The 20,740-nt window shown below is 65.6% G+C and carries 19 protein-coding genes and 1 tRNA gene; 7 read left to right on the top strand and 13 right to left on the bottom strand.

The window, feature by feature from the left end:
* The 3 genes from AC1RHV_RS28180 to AC1RHV_RS28170 form a co-directional block, all read right to left on the bottom strand.
* Positions 1 to 2,664 carry a PD-(D/E)XK nuclease family protein gene (locus AC1RHV_RS28180; RefSeq protein ID WP_175214350.1) on the bottom strand — a complete coding sequence of 888 codons (2,664 nt, stop codon included), beginning with the start codon at positions 2,662 to 2,664 and terminating at the stop codon, positions 1 to 3.
* 88 nt (positions 2,665 to 2,752) lie between these two features.
* Positions 2,753 to 2,917, bottom strand: coding sequence for a hypothetical protein (locus AC1RHV_RS28175; protein ID WP_166738338.1), 165 nt, complete (start codon positions 2,915 to 2,917; stop codon positions 2,753 to 2,755).
* A 7-nt stretch (positions 2,918 to 2,924) separates the two neighbouring features.
* The gene (locus tag AC1RHV_RS28170) at positions 2,925 to 4,124 is read right to left on the bottom strand and encodes an MFS transporter (RefSeq protein ID WP_119450599.1); all 1,200 of its coding nucleotides are present in this window, start codon (positions 4,122 to 4,124) and stop codon (positions 2,925 to 2,927) included.
* 309 nt (positions 4,125 to 4,433) lie between these two features.
* On the opposite strand from AC1RHV_RS28170, the gene AC1RHV_RS28165 reads away from it, so the two are divergent.
* A tRNA-Arg gene (locus AC1RHV_RS28165) sits at positions 4,434 to 4,508 on the top strand.
* A gap of 374 nt (positions 4,509 to 4,882) precedes the next feature.
* Positions 4,883 to 6,082 carry a D-alanyl-D-alanine endopeptidase gene (gene pbpG / locus AC1RHV_RS28160; RefSeq protein WP_225588909.1) on the top strand — a complete coding sequence of 400 codons (1,200 nt, stop codon included), beginning with the start codon at positions 4,883 to 4,885 and terminating at the stop codon, positions 6,080 to 6,082.
* 90 nt (positions 6,083 to 6,172) lie between these two features.
* Here pbpG and AC1RHV_RS28155 read toward each other — a convergent pair whose 3' ends face one another.
* Complete coding sequence (locus AC1RHV_RS28155; RefSeq protein WP_054451398.1) at positions 6,173 to 6,559, bottom strand: ribbon-helix-helix domain-containing protein; 387 nt, start codon at positions 6,557 to 6,559, stop codon at positions 6,173 to 6,175.
* A gap of 224 nt (positions 6,560 to 6,783) precedes the next feature.
* On the opposite strand from AC1RHV_RS28155, the gene adhP reads away from it, so the two are divergent.
* On the top strand, positions 6,784 to 7,809 hold the full coding sequence (gene adhP, locus AC1RHV_RS28150) for an alcohol dehydrogenase AdhP (protein WP_054451403.1): 1,026 nt from the start codon (positions 6,784 to 6,786) through the stop codon (positions 7,807 to 7,809).
* Positions 7,810 to 7,878: 69 nt separating this feature from the next.
* Here the strand turns inward: adhP and AC1RHV_RS28145 are convergent, their stop codons facing one another.
* From AC1RHV_RS28145 to AC1RHV_RS28130, 4 genes are all read right to left on the bottom strand, one after another.
* Positions 7,879 to 8,457, bottom strand: a complete 579-nt coding sequence (locus tag AC1RHV_RS28145; protein WP_054451405.1) for a DJ-1/PfpI family protein — start codon at positions 8,455 to 8,457, stop codon at positions 7,879 to 7,881.
* A gap of 135 nt (positions 8,458 to 8,592) precedes the next feature.
* The gene (gene ybaK / locus AC1RHV_RS28140) at positions 8,593 to 9,081 is read right to left on the bottom strand and encodes a Cys-tRNA(Pro) deacylase (RefSeq protein ID WP_054451406.1); all 489 of its coding nucleotides are present in this window, start codon (positions 9,079 to 9,081) and stop codon (positions 8,593 to 8,595) included.
* 41 nt (positions 9,082 to 9,122) lie between these two features.
* Positions 9,123 to 10,106 carry a site-specific tyrosine recombinase XerD gene (xerD, locus tag AC1RHV_RS28135; RefSeq protein WP_119450596.1) on the bottom strand — a complete coding sequence of 328 codons (984 nt, stop codon included), beginning with the start codon at positions 10,104 to 10,106 and terminating at the stop codon, positions 9,123 to 9,125.
* Between the two features lie 16 nt (positions 10,107 to 10,122).
* A complete protein-coding gene (locus AC1RHV_RS28130; protein WP_306652678.1) occupies positions 10,123 to 11,028 on the bottom strand; it encodes a LysR substrate-binding domain-containing protein in 906 nt (301 codons plus the stop codon).
* 185 nt (positions 11,029 to 11,213) lie between these two features.
* On the opposite strand from AC1RHV_RS28130, the gene AC1RHV_RS28125 reads away from it, so the two are divergent.
* Both AC1RHV_RS28125 and AC1RHV_RS28120 read left to right on the top strand, forming a co-directional pair.
* Positions 11,214 to 12,896, top strand: a complete 1,683-nt coding sequence (locus AC1RHV_RS28125) for a thiamine pyrophosphate-binding protein (protein WP_492302445.1) — start codon at positions 11,214 to 11,216, stop codon at positions 12,894 to 12,896.
* A gap of 113 nt (positions 12,897 to 13,009) precedes the next feature.
* Positions 13,010 to 14,203 carry an acyl-CoA dehydrogenase gene (locus AC1RHV_RS28120; protein WP_054451413.1) on the top strand — a complete coding sequence of 398 codons (1,194 nt, stop codon included), beginning with the start codon at positions 13,010 to 13,012 and terminating at the stop codon, positions 14,201 to 14,203.
* 139 nt (positions 14,204 to 14,342) lie between these two features.
* On the opposite strand, the gene AC1RHV_RS28115 is transcribed toward AC1RHV_RS28120, so the two are convergent.
* Both AC1RHV_RS28115 and AC1RHV_RS28110 read right to left on the bottom strand, forming a co-directional pair.
* Complete coding sequence (locus AC1RHV_RS28115) at positions 14,343 to 15,398, bottom strand: nucleotidyl transferase AbiEii/AbiGii toxin family protein (RefSeq protein ID WP_492302369.1); 1,056 nt, start codon at positions 15,396 to 15,398, stop codon at positions 14,343 to 14,345.
* Positions 15,367 to 15,786: a DUF6088 family protein gene (locus tag AC1RHV_RS28110; RefSeq protein WP_054451416.1), complete on the bottom strand. Its 420-nt coding sequence runs from the start codon at positions 15,784 to 15,786 to the stop codon at positions 15,367 to 15,369. Before AC1RHV_RS28110 ends, AC1RHV_RS28115 begins: the two co-directional genes overlap by 32 nt.
* 194 nt (positions 15,787 to 15,980) lie before the next feature.
* On the opposite strand from AC1RHV_RS28110, the gene AC1RHV_RS28105 reads away from it, so the two are divergent.
* Together AC1RHV_RS28105 and AC1RHV_RS28100 are read left to right on the top strand one after the other, a co-directional pair.
* Positions 15,981 to 16,334: a nuclear transport factor 2 family protein gene (locus AC1RHV_RS28105; RefSeq protein ID WP_492302367.1), complete on the top strand. Its 354-nt coding sequence runs from the start codon at positions 15,981 to 15,983 to the stop codon at positions 16,332 to 16,334.
* 173 nt (positions 16,335 to 16,507) lie between these two features.
* On the top strand, positions 16,508 to 17,494 hold the full coding sequence (locus AC1RHV_RS28100) for a TRAP transporter substrate-binding protein (RefSeq protein ID WP_125470437.1): 987 nt from the start codon (positions 16,508 to 16,510) through the stop codon (positions 17,492 to 17,494).
* A 10-nt stretch (positions 17,495 to 17,504) separates the two neighbouring features.
* Here AC1RHV_RS28100 and AC1RHV_RS28095 read toward each other — a convergent pair whose 3' ends face one another.
* The 3 genes from AC1RHV_RS28095 to boxB all read right to left on the bottom strand — a co-directional run bounded on the left by AC1RHV_RS28095 (position 17,505) and on the right by boxB (position 20,735).
* Positions 17,505 to 17,948: a MaoC family dehydratase gene (locus AC1RHV_RS28095; protein ID WP_054451423.1), complete on the bottom strand. Its 444-nt coding sequence runs from the start codon at positions 17,946 to 17,948 to the stop codon at positions 17,505 to 17,507.
* Between the two features lie 69 nt (positions 17,949 to 18,017).
* Positions 18,018 to 19,253 (bottom strand): benzoyl-CoA 2,3-epoxidase subunit BoxA, encoded by a 1,236-nt coding sequence (gene boxA / locus AC1RHV_RS28090; protein ID WP_054452206.1) that lies wholly within the window; start codon positions 19,251 to 19,253, stop codon positions 18,018 to 18,020.
* 54 nt (positions 19,254 to 19,307) lie between these two features.
* Positions 19,308 to 20,735 (bottom strand): benzoyl-CoA 2,3-epoxidase subunit BoxB, encoded by a 1,428-nt coding sequence (gene boxB / locus AC1RHV_RS28085; RefSeq protein WP_054451425.1) that lies wholly within the window; start codon positions 20,733 to 20,735, stop codon positions 19,308 to 19,310.
* Positions 20,736 to 20,740 lie beyond the last annotated feature (5 nt).

Below are 20,740 nucleotides of genomic sequence, written 5' to 3'. Positions count from 1 at the left end.
TCATGCGTCCTCGTCGTCCAGATGCAAACGCAGGAACGGCAATGCATCGCAGTATTTCAGGTCGTCGCGGCGATACGCGACGTTGGCCGCGTAGCCCGCGGCGTACTCGTCGGCCAGCGCTTCGATGGCACTGCGCCAGCGCTGCCGGATCTCCGGCCAGGACAGCCCGTCGAAGTACTTGCTGTCGCTGGCCAGCGTAACGCCGGGCACGCCCAGGTCCTCGTCGGCCAGGCCTTGTGCGGCGACCTGCCGCGCATGGATCTGCGCCAGCACCAGGCCCGCCACTTCGCCGCCCGCGGCGTCCGCCAGCACCGAGGCATAGAACGGCAACTGCACGTTCACGGGGCGACTGCGCGACCAGTCGGGTTCGGGCTTGGCCGCCGCCACGCCGGTCTTGTAATCGACGATGACATTGCGGCCATCGCCGAGGGTATCGATGCGGTCCAGCCGCAGCTTCAGGTTGAGCGCGCCGCGCTGCCATTGATGGTTCTTTTCCACCTGCGCCACCGCGAAGGGCAGGCGCTGCGCTTCCATATCCAGCCAGGACGCCAGCACGGCCTGGGCGCGCTGGCATTCCAGCGTGCGCAAGGCGGGCGCGTAGTCTTTCAGTTCCTCGTCCGCGGCTTGCGCCACTGCCTGCTCCAGCAAGGCAGGCAGGCGGCCCGTGGCCATGACCTCGTGTAGCGCGTCCTGGTCGGGCATCATGCCCCACACCAGTTCCAGCGCCTTGTGCAAAAACTGGCCGCGCACGTTGACCGTGGCCGCATCCGCATAGGGCGCCATTTCGCGGCCGCCCAGGCGATGCCGCACGAAGGCCCACAGCGGATTGCGCGCCTGCGTGTCCAGCACGTCCAGGCCGCCGCCGCCACGATTGCCGGCCGCCAGAGCGGGCCCTTGCGCGTCGTCCAGCGATTCCTGCGGCAAGGCCGGCAACGCTTGCGCCGCCGCGGGCGTCCAGTCCGTCAGCGCTGCCGCCGCGATCAGCGGCGACGGACGCAGCTCGCGTTCGCCGTCCATGTGCGCGTGGCTGACGATGATCTCGGGCGCGCAGCGACACAATGCCGCGTACATGCCTTCGGCCCATTCGCGTTCGCGCTCGGGCGTGGCGCGCGGCGCCTTGGCCTGGCGCAACACTGCCAGCGGCAACAGCGGATTGGGCTTGGGCGAGGCCGGCAACACGTCATCGGTCAGGCCCAACACCCAGACGCCGTCCCAATAGCCGCCCTCGGCTTCCAGCAAACCCAGCACGTCCAGGCGCACCTGCGGATCGCGTTGCGGCTGGAACGAGGCGGAACGCGCCACGCTTTCCAGCAGGTTCACGGCGGCCACGCCGCCCAGGCGCCCGGCGGCCGGCGCCAGCGCCGAAAAACTGCCCAGCGCATCGCCCAAGGCGCCCATCACCTGATAGCCGACGCTGTCCAGCACGCCTTCGCCGGGAAAGCCCAGCGCCATCAGCGCGGCCTTCATGCGCAACATCCACACGTCGCAAGTGGCCTGGCGGCCGCCCTGCGTCCAGATTTCCATGGCCTGATTCCAGGCCTGCGCCAACGCTGGCAAGTCCGCCAGCAGCTTGCGCCAATCCTGCGGGCCGACATGCAGTTGCGCCTGGCGCCGCCAGCGCGCGTCGATCGAGGCCAGCCGCGCGCGGTCGCGCACGTCGCCCGCGCAATGCCCGCCCAACAGGGCCGCGCCCAGCACCTCCACGCCACAGCCCTTGCCCGGCGCGCATTCGGCCAGGGCGCGCAACCAAGCGAGCGCGGCGCGCGCCATCGGCCATTCGTTCAACGGCCGCCCCACCGCCACGTTGAAGGCGTACGCGGCTTCGCCGCCACGCCCGGCCAGGGCCTGGCTGAGCACCCGCCGCGCGAACGGCGATTCCACCTCCAGCTGGGGCGAGACGATGGCGTAGCGGCCATGGGGATGCATTTTCAAGCGCTCGGCCGCCCAGGCCGCGGCAGCGCGCCATTCCGCGCCTTGATCGGCGGCCTCGAACCTGCGCGCCGGCGTTTCAATGCGCTGCGCGTCGCGCCACTGCGCAACGGCCGCGCCCTGCTCTTCAAACGCCTGCAGCAGCCGGCGAAAGCGCGGCGACATGTCCGTGAATCCGGCCAGCACAAGTTGGCGCGGCACGGGCAGGCGTCCGTCCTCCAGCGCCCGCAATACGCGCGCATAGCCCTGGTTGGCATCCTCGGCATCGATGCCGGCCAGCGCCTGGCGGTAGCGAACCCGCCATTTCGCGAAGCCGCGGTATTCGTCGGTATCCGCGCCCGAAGGCACGTGCAGTTGCCATTCGTCCATCAGCAGGTCTGCATCCATCGACAAGCGCGCGGCCTGGCTCGCATCCAACAGCACGCGCTCGGCTTCTTCAGCGCGGATCGCCTCGGTCCACACCAGTTGCGTGGCGAAACTGTCCAGCCGATAGGCAGGCACATCGCCATCCGTCTCGAACGCGAGTTCATTGGCGGCATCGGCCAGCCAGGCGGACAGCGGCAATATGCGCGGCAACTCGCTGACCTGGCGCTCCTGGCGCAGCAGGCCCGCCAGCTCCAGCGTAAGCCGGCGCGACAGGCGGTTGTTCACCGTCAGCACCAGCGTGTCGGCGGCAGGCATGCCGCCGATGTCCGGCAGCGATAGATCGGGATAGGAGGGCGATGAGTCCTGCATGGGCATCCGTAGCGCCCGCCCGCAGGCGGCGCGCGATGAGGAGAGAAATACCGCCGTAGGATACCGCGAGGCCGAGCGGAAAAAGCGCCTAGAAGCCGCAGAGCGCGGCCAGGTTTTCCCAGTGGATCTGCATTTCCGGCGTGGTGTAGCCCCAGAAAGCCAGGCCCAGGACGGCAACCAGGGCCAGCGCGCCAATCGCGCGCCAGCCGCGATGGCGGCGGGCGGCGGGCGCGGAACGATTGGCAGGGTTCATGAACGTCTCAGGCCGCGGCCGGCTGGGCAACCGGCTGTTCGCGCACCGGCAGGCACAACAGCGCCGCGATGACGGCCAGGGCCACGCCCAGCCACCAGACGGCGTCGTAATTGCCGGTCTTGGCATAGGCATATCCGCCCAGCCATACGCCGATGAAACTGCCCAGCTGGTGCCCCAGGAAGACGATGCCCGACAGCGTGGCCGCATAGCGCAGGCCGTAGATCTGGCCGATCAGGCCTTGCGTGAGCGGCACGGTCCCCAGCCAGAACAAACCCATCCACGCGGCGAAGGCGTACAGCACCCATGGCGACAACGGCATCCAGAGCAGCAGCAGAATGCCGAAGGCGCGCATGCCGTACACCACGGCGAGGAGCCGTTTCTTGCTGTACTTGCCGCCCAGCTTGCCGGCATAGAACGAGCCCAGCACGTTGAACAGGCCGATCAGCGCAATGGCGGTCGCGCCCTGCCCCGCGCTCAGGCCGCCGTCCGTGACATAGGCGGGCAAGTGCAGCGTGATGAAGGCGGTGTGGAAGCCGCAGACGAAGTAGCTCCAGAACAGGAAATGGAACGAGGGGTGGCGTACCGCCTGCTTGACCGCCGAGGCCAGCGATTGCTGCGGCCCGGTGTGGGCCTGCGGACGTCCGCGCAGGAAATACGCCAGGGGCGCGCCGCAAGCGACGAACAGCGACAGCACCCACAATGCGCCCGTCCAGTCCAGGCCGCTGATCAGCACCTGTCCCGTGGGCACCACGGCAAACTGACCGAGCGAGCCGCCAGCGCTGGCGATGCCCATCGCCGTGCTGCGGTAGGCGGGAGGAACCGCGCGGGCCACCACGGGCAGGATCACCGGAAAGGTCGTGCCGGCCTGGCCCAATCCGACCAGCACGCCGGCCGTCAGATAGAGCGTGGCTTCATCCGTGGCGAAGCGCGTGCCTATCATGCCCAGCATGTACAGCAGCGCGCCCAGCGCGATGGTGCGGCCCGAACCGTAGCGGTCGGCCATGATGCCCATGAAGATACAGGCCACGCCCCACACCAGGTTCTGCAAAGCGAAGGCCATGGAGAACACTTCGCGTCCCCAGCCTTGCGCCAGCCCCATCGGCTGCATGAAGAGCCCGAAGGTGGCGCGCACCCCCATCGCGAGCAGCACCACCAGCGTACCCACGATCAGGGTACGGATGAAATTCGTATCGGTTTGGTTAGACATGAAACCCGTTTTTCGTTGTTTTGTTCGTCGCCCCCTCCACGGGACGGTCCCGCGCGCAGCGCGGGACCCGGTCATCATATACAAATAGCCTCCGCGCTCCGGCAATAGCCACGTTGGGCGTCGGGTCCAGCGAGCCGGGTTGCAGGGCAACGGATTTGGGGCTTGCGCCGCCTGCTGATAGACTTGCGTCCTGCGCCGAAACCCGTGCCCCCAGTGATAAACTCAGGGCCGACAGAATCGTAGCGATATCAAGGCCTTAGCAAGCAAGCGCGATCACTCGACCGACGCTGCCGCCTGATCAGCAATAGTCTCGCCGTAGTTAAATGGATATAACCGGCCCCTCCTAAGGGTCAATTGGTGGTTCGATTCCACCCGGCGAGGCCATCTCTGGCGTCGGTTCCGACGCTCCCCTTCCCTGCATCCCCCTACGCGCCCGAAGCCCTGCGCTTTTGTGAGCGCGGTTTGCCTGCTCCGGCATGGACAAAAACCTCGCGCGTTCAGCCGGATGAGGGTTAATCCGGGCTACGCTCACGCGCGGCCTGCCGTTAGCTTCTCGCACTTGTCTTGTGACGAATTGAAGCTGCGTCAATACGTCACTATTATTTTTTTGGACGATGATAGCGAATCGCCTTGCGCGCAACTTGAAATTGCTGTTTAAATTCGACGCGTAAGCCTCTAATTCATCTGGACTTTTTCTGGCCCGACGAAACGCCGGCTTAAGAAACATTTACTGACAGACTGACAAGCCAGCTCAAACCATGGCATTTCCCTGGAAACGTGCGATTGCGAACGCGATAGCGCCTGTGGCGCTGGCGGTGTGCGCGCTCCTGCCCCCCGCCGCCCAAGCCGCGAAGAATACGGACCCTTGCAAGACCAACGCCAAGTCGTCGGCCTGCAAGGCGCAACAAGCAAAGAAGGCTCCGGCCCCCAAAGCCAGCTCCGGCAAGAGCGCCTCCGGCAAACAAGCCGCCTCCTCCGCCAAGAAAGCTCCCCCCAAATCCTCCTCCGGCAAGAAAGCCGCCGCCCCCAAAGGCGGCAAGCAGGTCGCAGCCAAGGGCACGCCGCCCAAGAAGGGCGCGGCCGCCGGCAAGAACGGCAAGCCAAACAAGCCGTCGCGCGCGCAACGGGCCGCCGCTGCCGCCGCAGTCGGTTCGGCCGCCATGCCGCCGCCCGCCTCCTCGGTGCGCGCCGAAGCCGCCGCCCTGCGTTCCAGCACCGCCTATGTGCAGGATCTGGAAACGTCCACGGTCATCTTCGCCAAGAACGAAAACGTAGTGCGCCCCATCGCTTCGATCTCGAAGCTGATGACGGCCGTCGTCGTGGTCGACGCCAACCTGCCCATGGACGAAATGCTGGAGATCACCGACGAAGACGTCGACGGCCTCAAGCACACCACCTCCCGTCTGCGCGTGGGCACCAAGCTGTCGCGCGGCGACATGCTGCACCTGGCTCTGATGTCGTCCGAGAACCGCGCCGCCAACGCGCTGGGCCGCCACTATCCGGGCGGCCTGCCGGCTTTCGTGGCCGCCATGAACGCCAAGGCGCAGGCGCTGGGCATGACCAGCACCCGCTTCATCGAACCCACCGGCCTGTCCAGCGACAACGTCTCGTCGCCGCACGATCTGGCCCGACTGCTGCGCGCTGCCTCCCAGCGCCCGCTGATCCACCGCTACTCCACCGATACCGAGTACGACGTCGAGGTCAACAACCGCACGCAGACCTTCCGCAACACCAACCTGCTGGTGCGCAAGCCCGACTGGGACATCAAGGTGTCCAAGACCGGCTACATCAACGAAGCCGGCGAATGCCTGGTCATGCTGGCCCGCATCAACGGCCGCGATCTGGCCATCGTGCTGCTGGATTCGCAAGGCAAACTCTCCCGCATCGGCGATGCGGTGCGCATCCGCCGCATCGTGCAGAACGAAGTGGCGATGGCGTCGATCCAGTCTGGCGGCTGAACGCCTGCTGCGCTACCGTCACATGAACAAAGGGCCCGAGAATTCGGGCCCTTTGCTTTTTGCCGTGGCGGCGGCGCCAGTGTTGACCGATTAGGCGGCCTTGCGTTTCGGGCGCAGAGGCTGGGCGTCGTACAGCGTGGGCGGCAAGCCTTCCAGCACGGCCTGGGGGTTGAGCGAACGGATCGGCACGGCTGCGTCCAACGGAATGCGGCCCTCCGCCTGCAACAGTTGGTAGCGCAGGCAGCATACGCGCAGGAACGACGTGAAATTGGCGGCCTCGCCGCGATACTCGATCAGTTCGTCGTACAAACGTTCGATCAGCTGCGTCACGCGCATGCCGTCCCGGCCGGCGATTTCTTCCAATACCTGCCAGAACAACTGTTCCAGCCTCAGGCTGGTAGCCACGCCATGCAGCCGCAGCGAACGGGTTTCGGGCGCGTAGGACTGTTCGCTGGCGCGGATGAAGATTTCACACATGGGAGCTCCTGGAACTCGGGACTGGGCGCGAGGCCTGGGCCGGGAGGCCTACGGCTGACTGTACGCCGTTTGCCGCGGCCCGGGCAAGGGCGCGGCGGCCGGCCTCTTTCTGCAACCACACGTTTCCGGCATCGGCGGGCAGCCCGCTCGGTTGATATAAATCATGGTCGGGAAAGCGTCCACGTTCGAGCATAAGGAATCTTGATCAGACTTCGGAGGCAGTGATGGATAAAACCATGAAAGCAGCGGTTGCACGAGCATTCGGCAAGCCCCTGGCAATCGAAGAAGTCGCGGTGCCGCGCCCGGGTCCGGGCGAATTGCTGGTAAAGATTGAAGCCTGCGGGGTCTGCCACACCGACCTGCACGCGGTCGAAGGCGACTGGCCCGTCAAGCCCAACCCGCCCTTCATTCCCGGTCACGAGGGCGTCGGCCATGTGGTCGCGGTGGGCGCGGGCGTGACCCATGTGAAGGAAGGCGACCGCGTCGGCATACCCTGGCTGTATTCCGCCTGCGGGCATTGCGAGCATTGCCTGGGCGGCTGGGAAACGCTGTGCGAAACACAGAAGAACGCCGGTTACTCCGTGAACGGCGGCTTCGCCGAATACGCGCTGGCTGACGCCAACTACGTGGGCCTGCTGCCCAAGAACGTCGGTTTCGTCGAGGTCGCGCCCGTGCTGTGCGCCGGCGTGACCGTCTACAAGGGCCTGAAGATGACGGACACCCGTCCGGGCAACTGGGTGGTGATCTCGGGCATTGGCGGATTGGGCCACATGGCGGTGCAGTACGCCAAGGCCATGGGCCTGAACGTGGCCGCGGTGGACATCGACGACGCCAAGCTGGACTTCGCCCGCCGCCTGGGCGCCGAGGTCACGGTCAACGCCAAGACTACCGACCCGGCCGCCTACCTCAAGCGCGAGATCGGCGGCGCGCACGGCGCGCTGATCACGGCGGTATCGCCCAAGGCCTTCGAGCAGGCGCTGGGCATGGTGCGCCGCGGCGGCACCGTGGCGCTCAACGGCCTGCCGCCGGGCGACTTCCCGCTGTCGATCTTCGACATGGTGCTCAACGGCGTCACCGTGCGCGGCTCCATCGTGGGTTCGCGCCTGGACCTGCAGGAATCGCTGCAGTTCGCCGAAGAGGGAAAGGTGCACGCCACTGTCGCCACCGAAAGCCTGGAGAACATCAACGACGTGTTCGACCGCATGCGGCGCGGCCAGATCGAAGGCCGCATCGTGCTCGATTTCGCCTGATTTCCAAGCCGTAAAGGAAGAGCGCCAGGGCCGCATGTTTGCGGCCCTGGCGCTTTGTGGCGTTGAAGATCAGGGCGTGATCTTCGTGCCCAACACCGCCAGGAATTGCGACATCCAGGCCGGATGCGCGGGCCAGGCCGGCGCCGTCACCAGATTGCCGTCGGTGTAGGCCTGGTCGATGCCGATCTCGGCATAGGTGCCGCCTGCCAGGCGCACTTCCGGTGCGCACGCCGGATAGGCGGAGCAGGTGCGGCCCTTCAGGATGCCGGCCGCGGCCAGCAGTTGCGCGCCGTGGCAGACCGCCGCGATGGGCTTGCCCGCCTTGTCGAAGGCGCGCACGATGTCCAGCACCTTTTCGTTCAGGCGCAGATACTCCGGCGCGCGGCCGCCCGGAATCACCAGGCCGTCGTAGGACGACGGCTCGACGCGATCGAAGTCATAGTTCAGCGCGAAATTGTGGCCGCGCTTTTCGGTGTAGGTCTGTGCGCCTTCGAAGTCATGGATCGCAGTCGCGATGGTGTCGCCCGCCTTCTTGTCCGGGCATACCGCATGCACCGTGTGCCCCACCGTCAGCAGGGTCTGGTACGGCACCATGGTCTCGTAGTCCTCGGCGTAGTCGCCGACCAGCATCAACAGTCGCTTGCTCATGTTTGTCTCCTAGGGATGGCGGAAAGCCGGTTCAGCGCCCGTGGCCGGGCTCCGGTTCTTGATCTACGCCCCTATTGTGACGCCGCCATCGGCTTGGGTGGTGGTATGGGAATACCACGCCCACGCCAGCCCGCCCTATTCCAGCGCGACGGTTACGCCCTTGGCGCCCAGCAGCGTGACCAGTACCTTGGGGTCTATGCCGATCAGATACCCGCGCCGCCCGCCGTTGATGTAGACCACCGGGTAGTCCAGCACTTCGGCCTCGACCCACACCGGCATCTTCTTGCGCGTGCCGAAGGGCGAGGTGCCACCCACCTGATAGCCCGAATGGCGCTGCGCGACCTCGGGTTTGCAGGGCTCGACGCGCTTGAGCCCGGCCTGGCGCGCCAGGTTCTTGGTGGAAACTTCGCGGTCGCCGTGCATGACCACGATGAGGGGTTTGGCGGATTCGTCCTCCATCACCAGGGTCTTCACCACCGCATGCGGATCCAGGCCCAACTGGCGCGCGGCTTCGCCCGCGCCGCCATGGTCGATGTAGTCATAGGTATGTTCCGTGTACGTCACCTTGTTCTGCTTGAGGAACTGGGTGGCGGGCGTTTCGGAAACGTGGCGGGCTTTGCTCATGGTTATGCGTGAAAGAAGAATTTCGAAGCGGCGCGCGCCGGCTAGCCGCGGGGATGGTGGGTCGCGTGCAGCGCCTTCAGGCGTTCGCGCGCGACGTGCGTGTAGATCTGCGTAGTGGAAATGTCGGCATGCCCCAGCAGCATCTGCACCACGCGCAGGTCGGCGCCGTGGTTCAGCAGGTGCGTGGCGAAGGCGTGCCGCAGCACGTGGGGCGACAGCGGCGCGCGCACGTCCGCCAGCAAGGCGTACTTCTTCACCAGTTGCCAGAACGCCTGGCGCGACATCGCTTCGGCCCGGCCTGTGATGAAGAGCGCATCGCTCACGCGCCCGGCCGCCAGCTCTGGCCGCGCGGACTTCAGGTAGCGGTCGATCCAATGCGCGGCCTCGGCGCCCAACGGCACCAGTCGGTCCTTGCCGCCCTTGCCCAGCACCACCCGCACCACGCCTTCGTTCAGGCTCACGTCCAGCGTGCGCATGCCCACCAGCTCGGACACGCGCAAGCCCGTGGCATACAGCGTTTCCAGCATCGCGCGGTCGCGCAGGCCACGGGCCTGCTCCAGGTCGGGCGCGCGCAGCAAGGCATCCACCTGCTGCTCGGACAGCGTCTTGGGCATGCGCGGCGGCTGCTTGGCCGCGATCAGCGTCAGGCAGGGATCGCGTTCGGCGCGGTGCTCGCGCAAGGCCCAGGCGTAGAAGCGGCGCAGCGCGGCCAGCCTGCGGTTGGCGGTGGTGGCGCGGGTTTCCTCGTGGCGGAAGGCGAACCAGGCTTCGATATCAGCCTTGCCGGCATCGCGCAAGGGCTTGGCGGGTCCAGCAGGCAGCGCGTGGGCCTGTGCCGCATCGCCATGGCGGTCGGCCATTTCGCGCGCATAGGCTTCGGGGTCTTCCAGCCAGCGGGCAAAGCCCGTCAGGTCGCGCCGGTAGGCAGCCAGGGTGTTGGCCGACAGGCCGTCTTCCAGCCAGACGGCGTCGATGAAGGCGTCGATATCGGCCTGGGATTCAAGCGGGGGGCGGGTCGCGGGCATGCCAGGATTCTACGGCTCAGCGTCCGCCCACGCCCGCGGCGGCGGACTTCAGCCAGCTCTCGAAGAGCTTGAGCGCCTCGGAGCGTTCGCTGCGCTGCGGATAGCCGAAGTAGTAGCCCTGGCTGACCGACAGCGATTGCGGCACGGGCATTGCCAACGTGCCCTGGTCCAGCGCGGGCTGGGCCAGGAAGCGCGGCATCAGCCCGACGCCCAGGCCGGCCTGCACCGCCGCCATCACCATGGTGAAGAGTTCGTAGCGCGGGCCGCCGGCGGCGTGCGGACCATAAAGATGGCTATTGGCCGCATACCACTGGCGCCAGGCGTCGGGCCGTGATGCCAGGTGCAAATGGGTCATGCCGGACAAGGCGCTGGCGCCCGGCTCCGGCGTGCGCGCCGCCAGCTGCGGCGCGCACACGGGCACGAGTTCGCGCTCGGGGAACAGCAGCACGCCCTGGGTGCCTGGCCACAATCCGTCCCCGTGATACAGCGCTCCGTCGAAGGGCTGGTCCTTGAACTGGAATGGCAACGTGCGCACGGACAGGCTGACCGTGATGTCGCCATGCTCGCGCTGGAAATCCGCCAGGCGCGGGATCAGCCAGGTCGTCGCCAGGGTGGGCACCACGGCGATATGGATGCTGCGGCCCATGCCGGTGCGGCTGACCAGGCCGAAGGTGTCTTTTTCGATCTGGTCCAGATGGTGGCGGATGCGGCCGGCGTACTCGGCCCCATGGTCGGTCAGCACGATGCGCCGGCGTACCCGGGTGAACAGCTGCACGCCCAGGCGCGCCTCCAGGCTGGCCACCTGGCGATAGACGGCGCTGTGCGTCAGGGACAGTTCCTCGGCCGCGCGGGAAAAGCTGCCCAGACGGGCTGACGCTTCAAACGCCTGCAGGGCGCTCAGGTTGGGAATGCCGTTTCTCATATCGAGGGAACCGCCAGGTGCCGGCGGGCGTCCCCGCCGCTCGGCCGCGCGGATCTTGCCGCGGCGCAGCATGGCAGGTCGTGCCGGTGGGTCAATAGATTGTGCAATTTTATCAATTGCATTGTGCGATCAAGGAACATTATGCTCGGATGTCCTAACCTCGGCTCATCATGACTACCACCCCCATGTCCCAGCAAGAATCCCGCCTTGGCGGTCACATCCTGGTCGACCAGCTGGTTGCGCAGGGCGTCAAACATGTTTTCTGCGTCCCCGGCGAAAGCTATCTGGCAGTGCTGGACGGCCTGCACGATGCGGACATCAAGGTCACGGTGTGCCGCCAGGAAGGCGGCGCGGCCATGATGGCCGACGCCCACGGCAAGCTGACCGGCGAACCCGGCATCTGCATGGTGACCCGTGGCCCGGGCGCGTCCAACGCGCTGGCCGGCGTGCACATCGCCAAGCAGGACTCCACCCCCCTGATCCTGTTCGTCGGCCAGATCGAGCGCGGCATGCGCGAACGTGAAGCCTTCCAGGAAATGGATTACCGCGCCGTGTTCGGCACGCAAGCCAAGTGGGTCACCGAGATCGACCAGGTCGAACGCATTCCCGAACTGGTGTCGCGCGCCTTCCACATCGCCACCTCGGGCCGTCCCGGCCCGGTCGTGATCGCGCTGCCCGAGGACATGCTGGTCGAAACCGCCAAGGTCGCCGACGCGCCGCGTTACGAAATCATTGATTCCGCCCCCACGGCCGGCCAACTGGCCGACCTGGAAAAGCTGCTGGCCGAAGCCAAGAATCCGGTCGCCATCCTGGGCGGCACGCGCTGGGACGCCCGCGCGGTGCAGCAGTTCGCCGATTTTGCGCAGCGCCATGCGCTGCCCACGGCCGTGTCTTTCCGCCGCCAGATGCTGTTCCCGGCCGACCACCCCTGCTTCATCGGCGACGTGGGCCTGGGCATCAATCCCGCGCTGCTCAAGCGCGTCGCCGACGCGGACCTGATCCTGCTGGTGGGCGGCCGCATGTCGGAAAACCCCAGCCAGGCCTACACGCTGCTGGACATTCCGGTACCCAAGCAGAAGCTGGTGCACGTGCACCCCGATACCGCCGAGCTGGGCCGCGTCTACCGCCCCACCCTGGCCATCAATACCTCGCCCGCCGCCTTCGCGCAGGCGCTGGCCGGCCTGAAGGCGCCGGCTCAGCCCGCGTGGGCCGCCGGCACGCAGGCCATGCGCGAGTCGTACCTGAAATGGAGCGACCCCAGCGCCATCACGACGCCTGGCGCGCTGCAGATGGGCCAGGTCATGGCCTACCTGGAAAAGACGCTGCCGGCAGACGCCATCATGACCAACGGCGCCGGCAACTACGCCACCTGGCTGCACCGCTTCCATCGTTTCACCCGCTACGGCACGCAGCTGGCGCCGACGTCGGGCTCCATGGGCTACGGCCTGCCCGCCGCCGTGGGCGCCAAGCGCGTGTCGCCGGACAAGACCGTGGTCTGCTTCGCCGGCGACGGCTGCTTCCTGATGCACGGCCAGGAATTCGCGACCGCGGTGCAGTACGACCTGCCCATCGTCGTGGTGCTGGTGGACAACGGCATGTACGGCACGATCCGCATGCACCAGGAAAAGCACTACCCCGGCCGCATTTCCGCGACCGAGCTGAAGAATCCGGATTTCGCCGACTACGCGCGCGCCTTTGGCGGCCACGGCGAACGCGTCGAAACCACCGAGCAGTTCGGCCCGGCCTTCGAACGCGCCCTGGCCAGCGGCAAGCCGGCCATCCTGCACTGCTTCATCGATCCGGAAACCATCACCCCGGGCACGACCCTGGAAAAAATCCGCGACGCAGCGCTCAAGGCGCAGCACTGAAGGCGGGACGGAACGGCGCCGCCGCGCGCCCGCCGTTCCATTCGCCGCTTGCCGCCTGAATTATTTTAGGTTTAAACTTTCTAGCATTCCGAAATCCATAGCGGAGACCCAGCATGTCCTCGAATCCTTCCTTTCACTGGCAAGACCCCCTGTTGCTGGACCAGCAACTGACCGAAGAAGAACGCATGGTGCGTGACGCAGCCTACGCCTATGCGCAGGACAAGCTCGCCCCGCGCGTTCTGAACGCGTTCCGCAACGAACAGACCGACCCGGCCATCTTCTCCGAAATGGGCGAACTGGGCCTGCTGGGCGCCACCATCCCCGTCGAATACGGCGGCGCCGGCCTGAACTACGTCAGCTACGGCCTGATCGCCCGCGAAGTCGAACGCATCGACTCCGGCTACCGCTCCATGATGAGCGTGCAGTCGTCCCTGGTGATGGTGCCCATCAACGAATTCGGCAGCGAAGCGCAAAAGCAGAAGTACCTGCCCAAGCTGGCTCGCGGCGAATGGATCGGCTGCTTCGGCCTGACCGAACCCAACCACGGCTCCGATCCCGGCGGCATGGAAACCCGCGCCGTCAAGACGTCCGACGGCTACAAGATTTCCGGCAACAAGATGTGGATCACCAACTCCCCCATCGCCGATGTCTTCGTGGTGTGGGCCAAGTGCGTCGGCGGCGACTTCGACGGCAAGATCCGCGGCTTCATCCTGGAAAAGGGCATGAAGGGCCTGTCGGCCCCGGCCATCCACGGCAAGGTCGGCCTGCGCGCCTCGATCACCGGCGAAATCGTCATGGACGAAGTGGAAGTGTCCGCCGACCAGATGATGCCCGGCGTGTCCGGCCTGAAGGGTCCGTTCACCTGCCTGAACTCCGCCCGCTACGGCATCGCCTGGGGCGCCGTCGGCGCCGCTGAAGCCTGCTGGCACACCGCCCGCCAGTACACGCTGGACCGCAAGCAATTCGGCCGCCCCCTGGCCGCCAACCAGCTGATCCAGAAGAAGCTGGCCGACATGCAGACCGAAATCACGCTGGCCCTGCAAGGCTGCCTGCGCCTGGGCCGCATGAAGGACGAAGGCACCGCCGCCGTCGAAATCACCTCCATCATGAAGCGCAACTCCTGCGGCAAGGCACTGGACATCGCCCGTCTGGCGCGCGACATGCTCGGCGGCAACGGCATCTCCGACGAGTTCGGCGTGGCCCGCCACCTGGTGAACCTGGAAGTGGTCAACACCTACGAAGGCACCCACGACGTGCACGCCCTGATCCTGGGCCGCGCGCAGACCGGCATCCAGGCGTTCTATTGATCGCTTGTTCGGTTCCGACGAAACCGCCCTACGGGGCGGTTTTTTTTCGCGCGACTCAACACAGGGCGGCGCCTGCTGCCCCTGGACAGCGAGCGCCGCGCCCGCCTTCCAGATACCGGTGCCGTTGAAAAGTCGTTAGTCAGACGGGGGGATTCAGCAACTGTTCTGCAGCACGCGCAAAGACCGCATAGCAGGTCTCGAATTCCGGCTTCCGCGCAGCGTAGAGCAGTGGCTTCAGACGTTGCTCGAAGTTCGTCTTCAATCCTTCATGAACGGCAGCAGACGCCAATGTGCGCCTCAGCACCGAGTATGCGTCTTGATCAAACCCAGGATGCTGGCCGCGGAATTCCTCTACCTCTTTTCGGACCAGTTCCGCAAAGATCTGACGGGCTGCCGCCAAGGCATCGGGCCGGATTTCTGCAATACGCCAGACGTCATAGACATGGCGCACCAAGGCGGCGTCGTACTCCCCGCGCTGATGCCCATCCCAATTCCAAGCGCAGCGCCGCAGCAGTGACAACACCTTCTCCGCGAGCGTCTCCGCGACCGTGATGCATGCCATCGAAAAACGCAGGGGCGCTACGCGCTGAACAAGGCCGTCGAACATGTAGCCCATGTCGCGCATTTCAGCCGCCAACACGGTAGAACGATGTATCAGCTCAAGCTTGAGCTCGGGACGCAGCGCACCAGATACGTCCTGAAAATGCGCCGCATATGAAATCGAAAGACAGTAGTAACGACGGCTGTCCCGCGCAACGGGGTTATCCTCATCGTCACGGGTCACAAGTTGGAAGCCGATATCCGTGAGAAGCCGCTCCACCTGCCGATGCAGATTGCCTAGCCGAGCCCGGTCTGTGTGACCGTCTTGCAGCACATAGCCTTCCGGCACATTGTCCAGCACAACCTTGATGTCTATGTCCTCGGACATCCGCTCAACCAGACCATGCGCTTTCGAAAGGCAGGTCCCGCCGGCGAAGACCAAGCGCGTAGCCACGGGGATGGACGCCGGCCTGGGATCCCCCTTCTTGCGGCCTTTCTGATGCGCAATGTGCGTGACCTCGATCTGGGCCAGAATTCGTAGCACATCAGTGATGTGCAGGTCTTTCTCAACGACGGCAGGCGGCAAGGCGCCCAGCAGGCCTGCCGTGGCGGCGTCTTCAATATCAGACTTCTGTTCGTCTGAGATCCTTTTCATACGTCAGCGTGCTGCTCCCTACAGTCACTTTTCGAGTGATGCGCCGGCGTCCCGTACTGACAGTCGCCCCCATGGGAATCTGGGTCGATTTGCCGCAGTTGTATTCGGCTACGAACGCGCTAGGTTTCACAGAGATCTTGAGCTTGCGAAAAAGCTCCGCAGCAATCATTTCCAGCGTTCCTGCAGCGGTCGGCTTGCCCGTGAACTGGTTGACGCGGGTCTTGGCAAAAGCCCCTTTGCTGATGCGTACAAGCATCCCGTCATCGACGAAGCGGGCCAAGACTCGCCCGACCTGTGAGTCGCTCGCCATATCAGCAAAGTCCGAGCGCAAAACGACAACCCCTGCGCGCTGCTTGATCGAGCGACTCATGCGGTCTTCCAGCTTCATACTTTACCTCCGACGGAGCATTGAATTCCATAAGGTCACTGTACTTTATAACTGGCAATTCTTCTAGTAATTACAGCATATTACGTAGCAATATCCATGCATTAATGCGCAGTTTTTGCTAGGCCGAGACGGCTGTGGCCGCGCCACCCAAATTTCGTTTACAACGTAAGTCCCCCCAAAAAAAGGAAGCACACATGACTCCGCGGCAACTGGTCGAAGAATGGGTCCTACAGTTCAATGCCGCCGATGCCGCAGGCCTGGCGGAGCTTTACGATGAAGCGGCGGTGAACCATCAGGTCACCCAGGAGCCCATCGTCGGACGCGAGGCCATACGCGCGATGTTTGAACGGGAGTTCGCCCAGGCCGACATGACCTGCATCGTGGAGACGATCCATGAAGCCGGCGAGGTTGCTGCCCTGGAATGGCGCGATCCCCTGGGACTGCGCGGCTGCGGATTCTTTACGGTGCGCGGCGGCAGGATCGTGTTCCAGCGGGGTTACTGGGACAAGCTGTCCTTCTTGAAGATGCACGGCCTGCCCATCCAGTAATTGCCGCCAGGCCGCTCTCGTCCCCGCAACAACCCGCGCATTGCCGAAAGCCCGTATAGGCGAGCCCTTGCACTCGCCGTACGCTTTGCAGCATCGGCCAGGCACAGGGCCGGGCGCTCCCGCGCCCTGCCGCGTGTCCCGACCAGGTTTCCCCCCGAGCCCAGGAGCCGCGCATGCAAGGCTGTCCCACCCTCCGCCTGATGACAGGCATTGCCATGGCGTTCATGGCCCATGGCGCCTACGCCGTCACCACCCTCACGATGGCCACCGAGTATCCGGCCACCTCCATGCCCGGACAAGGCGTATCCACGTTTGCCGAACTGGTCCGCGCCAAGACCGCGGGCAACGTGGTCATCGACGCCAGCTATGACGCGGCCAAGGGGATCAAGTCGGCCGACATGATCGATGCGGTGCAAGCGCGCAAGGTGGATGCGGGCGACGCCTTCGCCGGCGCGCTGGCGGCCAAGTATCCCTTGTTCGGCGTGTCGTCCCTGCCGTTTCTGGCGGACTCGCTGTCCAAGGCCCGCAACCTGAACAAGGCTGCCCGCCCCGCCTACGAGAAGCTGCTGGCGGCTCATGGACAGAAGCTGCTGTACACCACGCCGTGGCCGGCGTCCGGCATCTGGTCCAAGCAGAAGCTGGACAGCGTCGCCGCGCTGAAGAAGCTGAGCATCCGCACCTACGACGCCACGTCGCAGGACGTCATGCAGAAAGCCGGCGCCCGCGCGCAGAACATTTCCTTCGCGGATGCGATGCCGCTGATCGCCTCGGGCGAGGTGAACGCGGTACTGTCGTCAGGCGACGGCGGCGCGGGCCGCAAGCTCTGGGAGCACCTGCCCAACTTCGCGGAAATCAACTACGCGATGCCGATCTCGGTGGCGACGATGAACCTGCAGGCGTATCAGGCGCTGGATGCGCGCACGCGCCGCGCCATCGACCAGGCGGCGGCGCAGACCGAAACCGAACAATGGAAGCGCATCGACGGCCGCCTGCAGCAGAACTACGCCAACATGCGCAAGAACGGCGTGGCGATCAATACGTCGGTGCCGCTGCCCGTGCAGCGCGCGCTAAAGGATGCCGCGGCAGACTCGGTCAAGAACTGGAAGGCAGCAGCCGGTCCTGAAGCCGCCGCCATCCTGAAGCAGACAGGCAAGCGCTAGACGGCCAGCCTCAGTTTTCGCCGGACAGATCGAACAGGCTGGTCGCGTCCAGCTCCAGCACGCCTTCGTCGTGCTGGTTCAGGACCGTCCAGGCCCAGGTAATGATGCCCAGGTCGGGACGCGACGACGAGGTGCGCACGCCCTGCACGCGCGCTTCGAGGCGCAGGGTGTCGCCCGGACGCACCGGCGTGCGCCAGCGCACCTCGCCCAGGCCGGGCGAGCCGAAGGATTCGGAATCGTGCAGCGCCGCGTCCACGGCCATGCGCATCGCCAGCGCGCAGGTATGCCAGCCGCTGGCGATCAGGCCGCCCCAGCGCCCTTCGGAGGCACGCTTGGGATCGGTGTGGAACCACTGGGGATCGAACTTGCGTGCGAACTCCAGGATCTCGGCTTCCGTCAGGGTGACCGGACCGCCCTTGATGACCATGCCGTCCTTGAACTCGGCGAACTTCATTTTGTGGATTCCCCCCGCAAATGCAATCGGCGCGCCAGCGCGCGCCGATTGCCACGCATGTTTGTGGATTCAGTACGTTTCGAAATGCAGGCGCCCTTCGCGGCGCAATGCATCATGCAGGATAGACCAATCCTGGCCCGCTTGCACCGTCACATCGCGCAGGGCGTCCAGCACGCCTACTTCCATGCCCTTCAGCCCGCACACGTAGATGCAGGTATTGCGGTCCGCCAGCAGTTCCCGCACCGCGCCTGCGCGGTCGCGGATCAGGTCCTGCACGTAGCGCTTGGGTTGCCCGGCTTCGCGCGACAGCGCCAGGTTGATGTCGATGAAATCTCGCGGCAGCTTCATTAGCGGCCCGAAGTACGGCAGTTCACGCTCGGTGCGCGCGCCGAAGAACAGCAGCAGCTTGCCGTTTTCGCCGGTCTCGATGCGGCGGCGGTAGCGCTCCGTCATCGCGCGCATGGGCGCCGAACCCGTGCCGGTGCAGATCATGATGAGATTGGCGCGGGGGTGATTGGGCATCAGGAAGGTGTGGCCGAACGGCCCGATCACCTGCACCTTGTCGTTCTTGGCCAGGTCGCACAGGTAGTTCGAGCACACGCCATGCGCGGCGGCGCCCGCATGGTCCTCGGTGACGCGCTTTACGGTCAGCGAAAGATTGTTGTAGCCGGCCCGCTCGCCGTCGCGCGGACTGGCCAGCGAGTACTGGCGCGCGTGGTGCGCCCGGCCCTGCGCGTCCACGCCGGGCGGCAGGATGCCGATGGACTGCCCTTCCAGCACGGGAAACGGCAGCTCGCCGAAGTCGAGCACGATATGGTGGATGTCGCTTTCCGTGTCGGCGCCGGTCACGCGGTAGTTGCCGACCACGGTGGCCGTCATCGGCGTCTTGTGCGTGTACAGGTTGACGTATGGATGGGCGGCGGACCAGGGCGGGACCGTTGCGCCGGGCGCGGTGGACGGCGCGGGCGCGGCAGGCTGCGGCGTATCCGGCTCATCGCCGGCCGGCGCGGCGGCAGCCGTTTCCGGCAGCGCCTTCTCGCCCGGCAGTTCTTCCCAGCCCAGTTGTTCCTGCACGCCATAGGCTTCGGCGCGTACCATCAGCCGCCAGTTGTCGATCGCCCCCGTGGGGCAAGGCGGCACGCAGGCCATGCAGCCGTTGCAGATCTCGGGATCCACCACGTAATTGTTCGAGTCGTGGGTGATCGCCTTGATCGGACAGGTTTCTTCGCAGGTATTGCAGCGGATGCAGATCTCGGGATCGATCAGGTGCTGCTTCAGGACTTCTGCTGGTAAGGGAGCGTTCATCTCGGTCTTCCCCATGCTCCGGTAGGCGGCCGTGGAAACAGCCGCCGCCCCGCTTTAGTTGAAACGGACGTACTCGAAATTCACCGGCTGGCGGTTGACGCCCATGACGGGCGGCGCGATCCAGTTGGCGAACTTGCCCGGCTCGGTGACGCGGCCCATCAGCGATGCAACGAAGGCGCGGTCCTCGGGCGTCGGCAGCCATTTGTGACTGTTGGCCTGCCATTGCGATTCGGACAGGATCTCGCCTTCGGGCGACATGCGGATGCCTGCCAGCGTGCCGATCTGGCGGTTGAAGGCCTTGTGCGGCACTTGCAGCCGGAACGGCAGGCCGCTCTTTTCGATGACCTTGTTCCAGCGCCCGATGCCAGCGACCGAATCGCGGATGAAGTCGTCGCGCAGCACTTCGTTCAGGGCGTTCAGCATCGGCACCTCGATCTCGCGCAGCCTGCCGTTTTCCACGGTCAGCACGCGGTAGGTGTCGTTCTTCAGCTGGTGGTCGTCGGTGCGCTTGCTTTCCTCGTAGCGGCCCTTCAGGCCCGAGCCGTAGAAAATGGCCGCATTGGAGGACTGATCTGCGCCGAACAGGTCGATGGTGACGCTGTAGTGGAAGTTGAGGTAGCGCTGGATGGTGGGCAGGTCGATCACGCCGGCCGCGCGCACCGCTTGCGGGTCATCGGTCTTGAGCTGGTTCATGACCTCGCAGGTGCGCTGGATGACGCGCGAGATGCCGGATTCGCCCACGAACATGTGGTGCGCTTCCTCGGTCAGCATGAACTTCGTGGTGCGCGCCAGCGGATCGAAGCTGGACTCCGCCAGCGCGCACAGCTGGAACTTGCCGTCGCGGTCGGTGAAATAGGTGAACATGTAGAAGGCCAGCCAATCGGGCGTCTTCTCGTTGAACGCGCCCAGGATGCGCGGATTGTCGGAATCCCCCGAGCTGCGCTGCAGGAGCGCGTCCGCCTCTTCGCGGCCATCGCGGCCGAAATAGCGGTGCAGCAGGTAGACCATGGCCCACAGGTGGCGGCCTTCCTCGACGTTGATCTGGAACAGGTTGCGCAAGTCGTACTGCGAGGGCGCGGTCAGGCCCAGGTGGCGCTGCTGCTCGATCGAGGCCGGTTCGGTGTCGCCCTGCGTGACGATGATGCGGCGCAGGTTGGCGCGGTGCTCGCCGGGCACATCCTGCCAGACGTCACGGCCCATGTTCTCGCCGAAATGGATCTTGCGCTGCCCGTCCTGCGGCGCCAGGAAGATACCCCAGCGGTAGTCCGGCATCTTGACGTGGTCGAAGTGCGCCCAGCCGTCGGGCTGCACACTGACCGCCGTGCGCAGATAGACGTCGAAGCCGTGGGAGCCGTCGGGCCCCATGTCCTGCCACCACTGCAGGTAGTTGGGCTGCCAATGCTCCAGCGCGCGCTGCAAGGTGCGGTCGCCGGACAGATTGACGTTGTTGGGGATCTTATCGGTGTAGTTGATTCCAGACATGTCTC

It is taken from the genome of Achromobacter sp. GW823-FHT04E03 (assembly GCF_058796095.1).
Note: the sequence above shows the minus strand (reverse complement) of the source record. Positions and strands in the feature narration are given on the sequence as shown.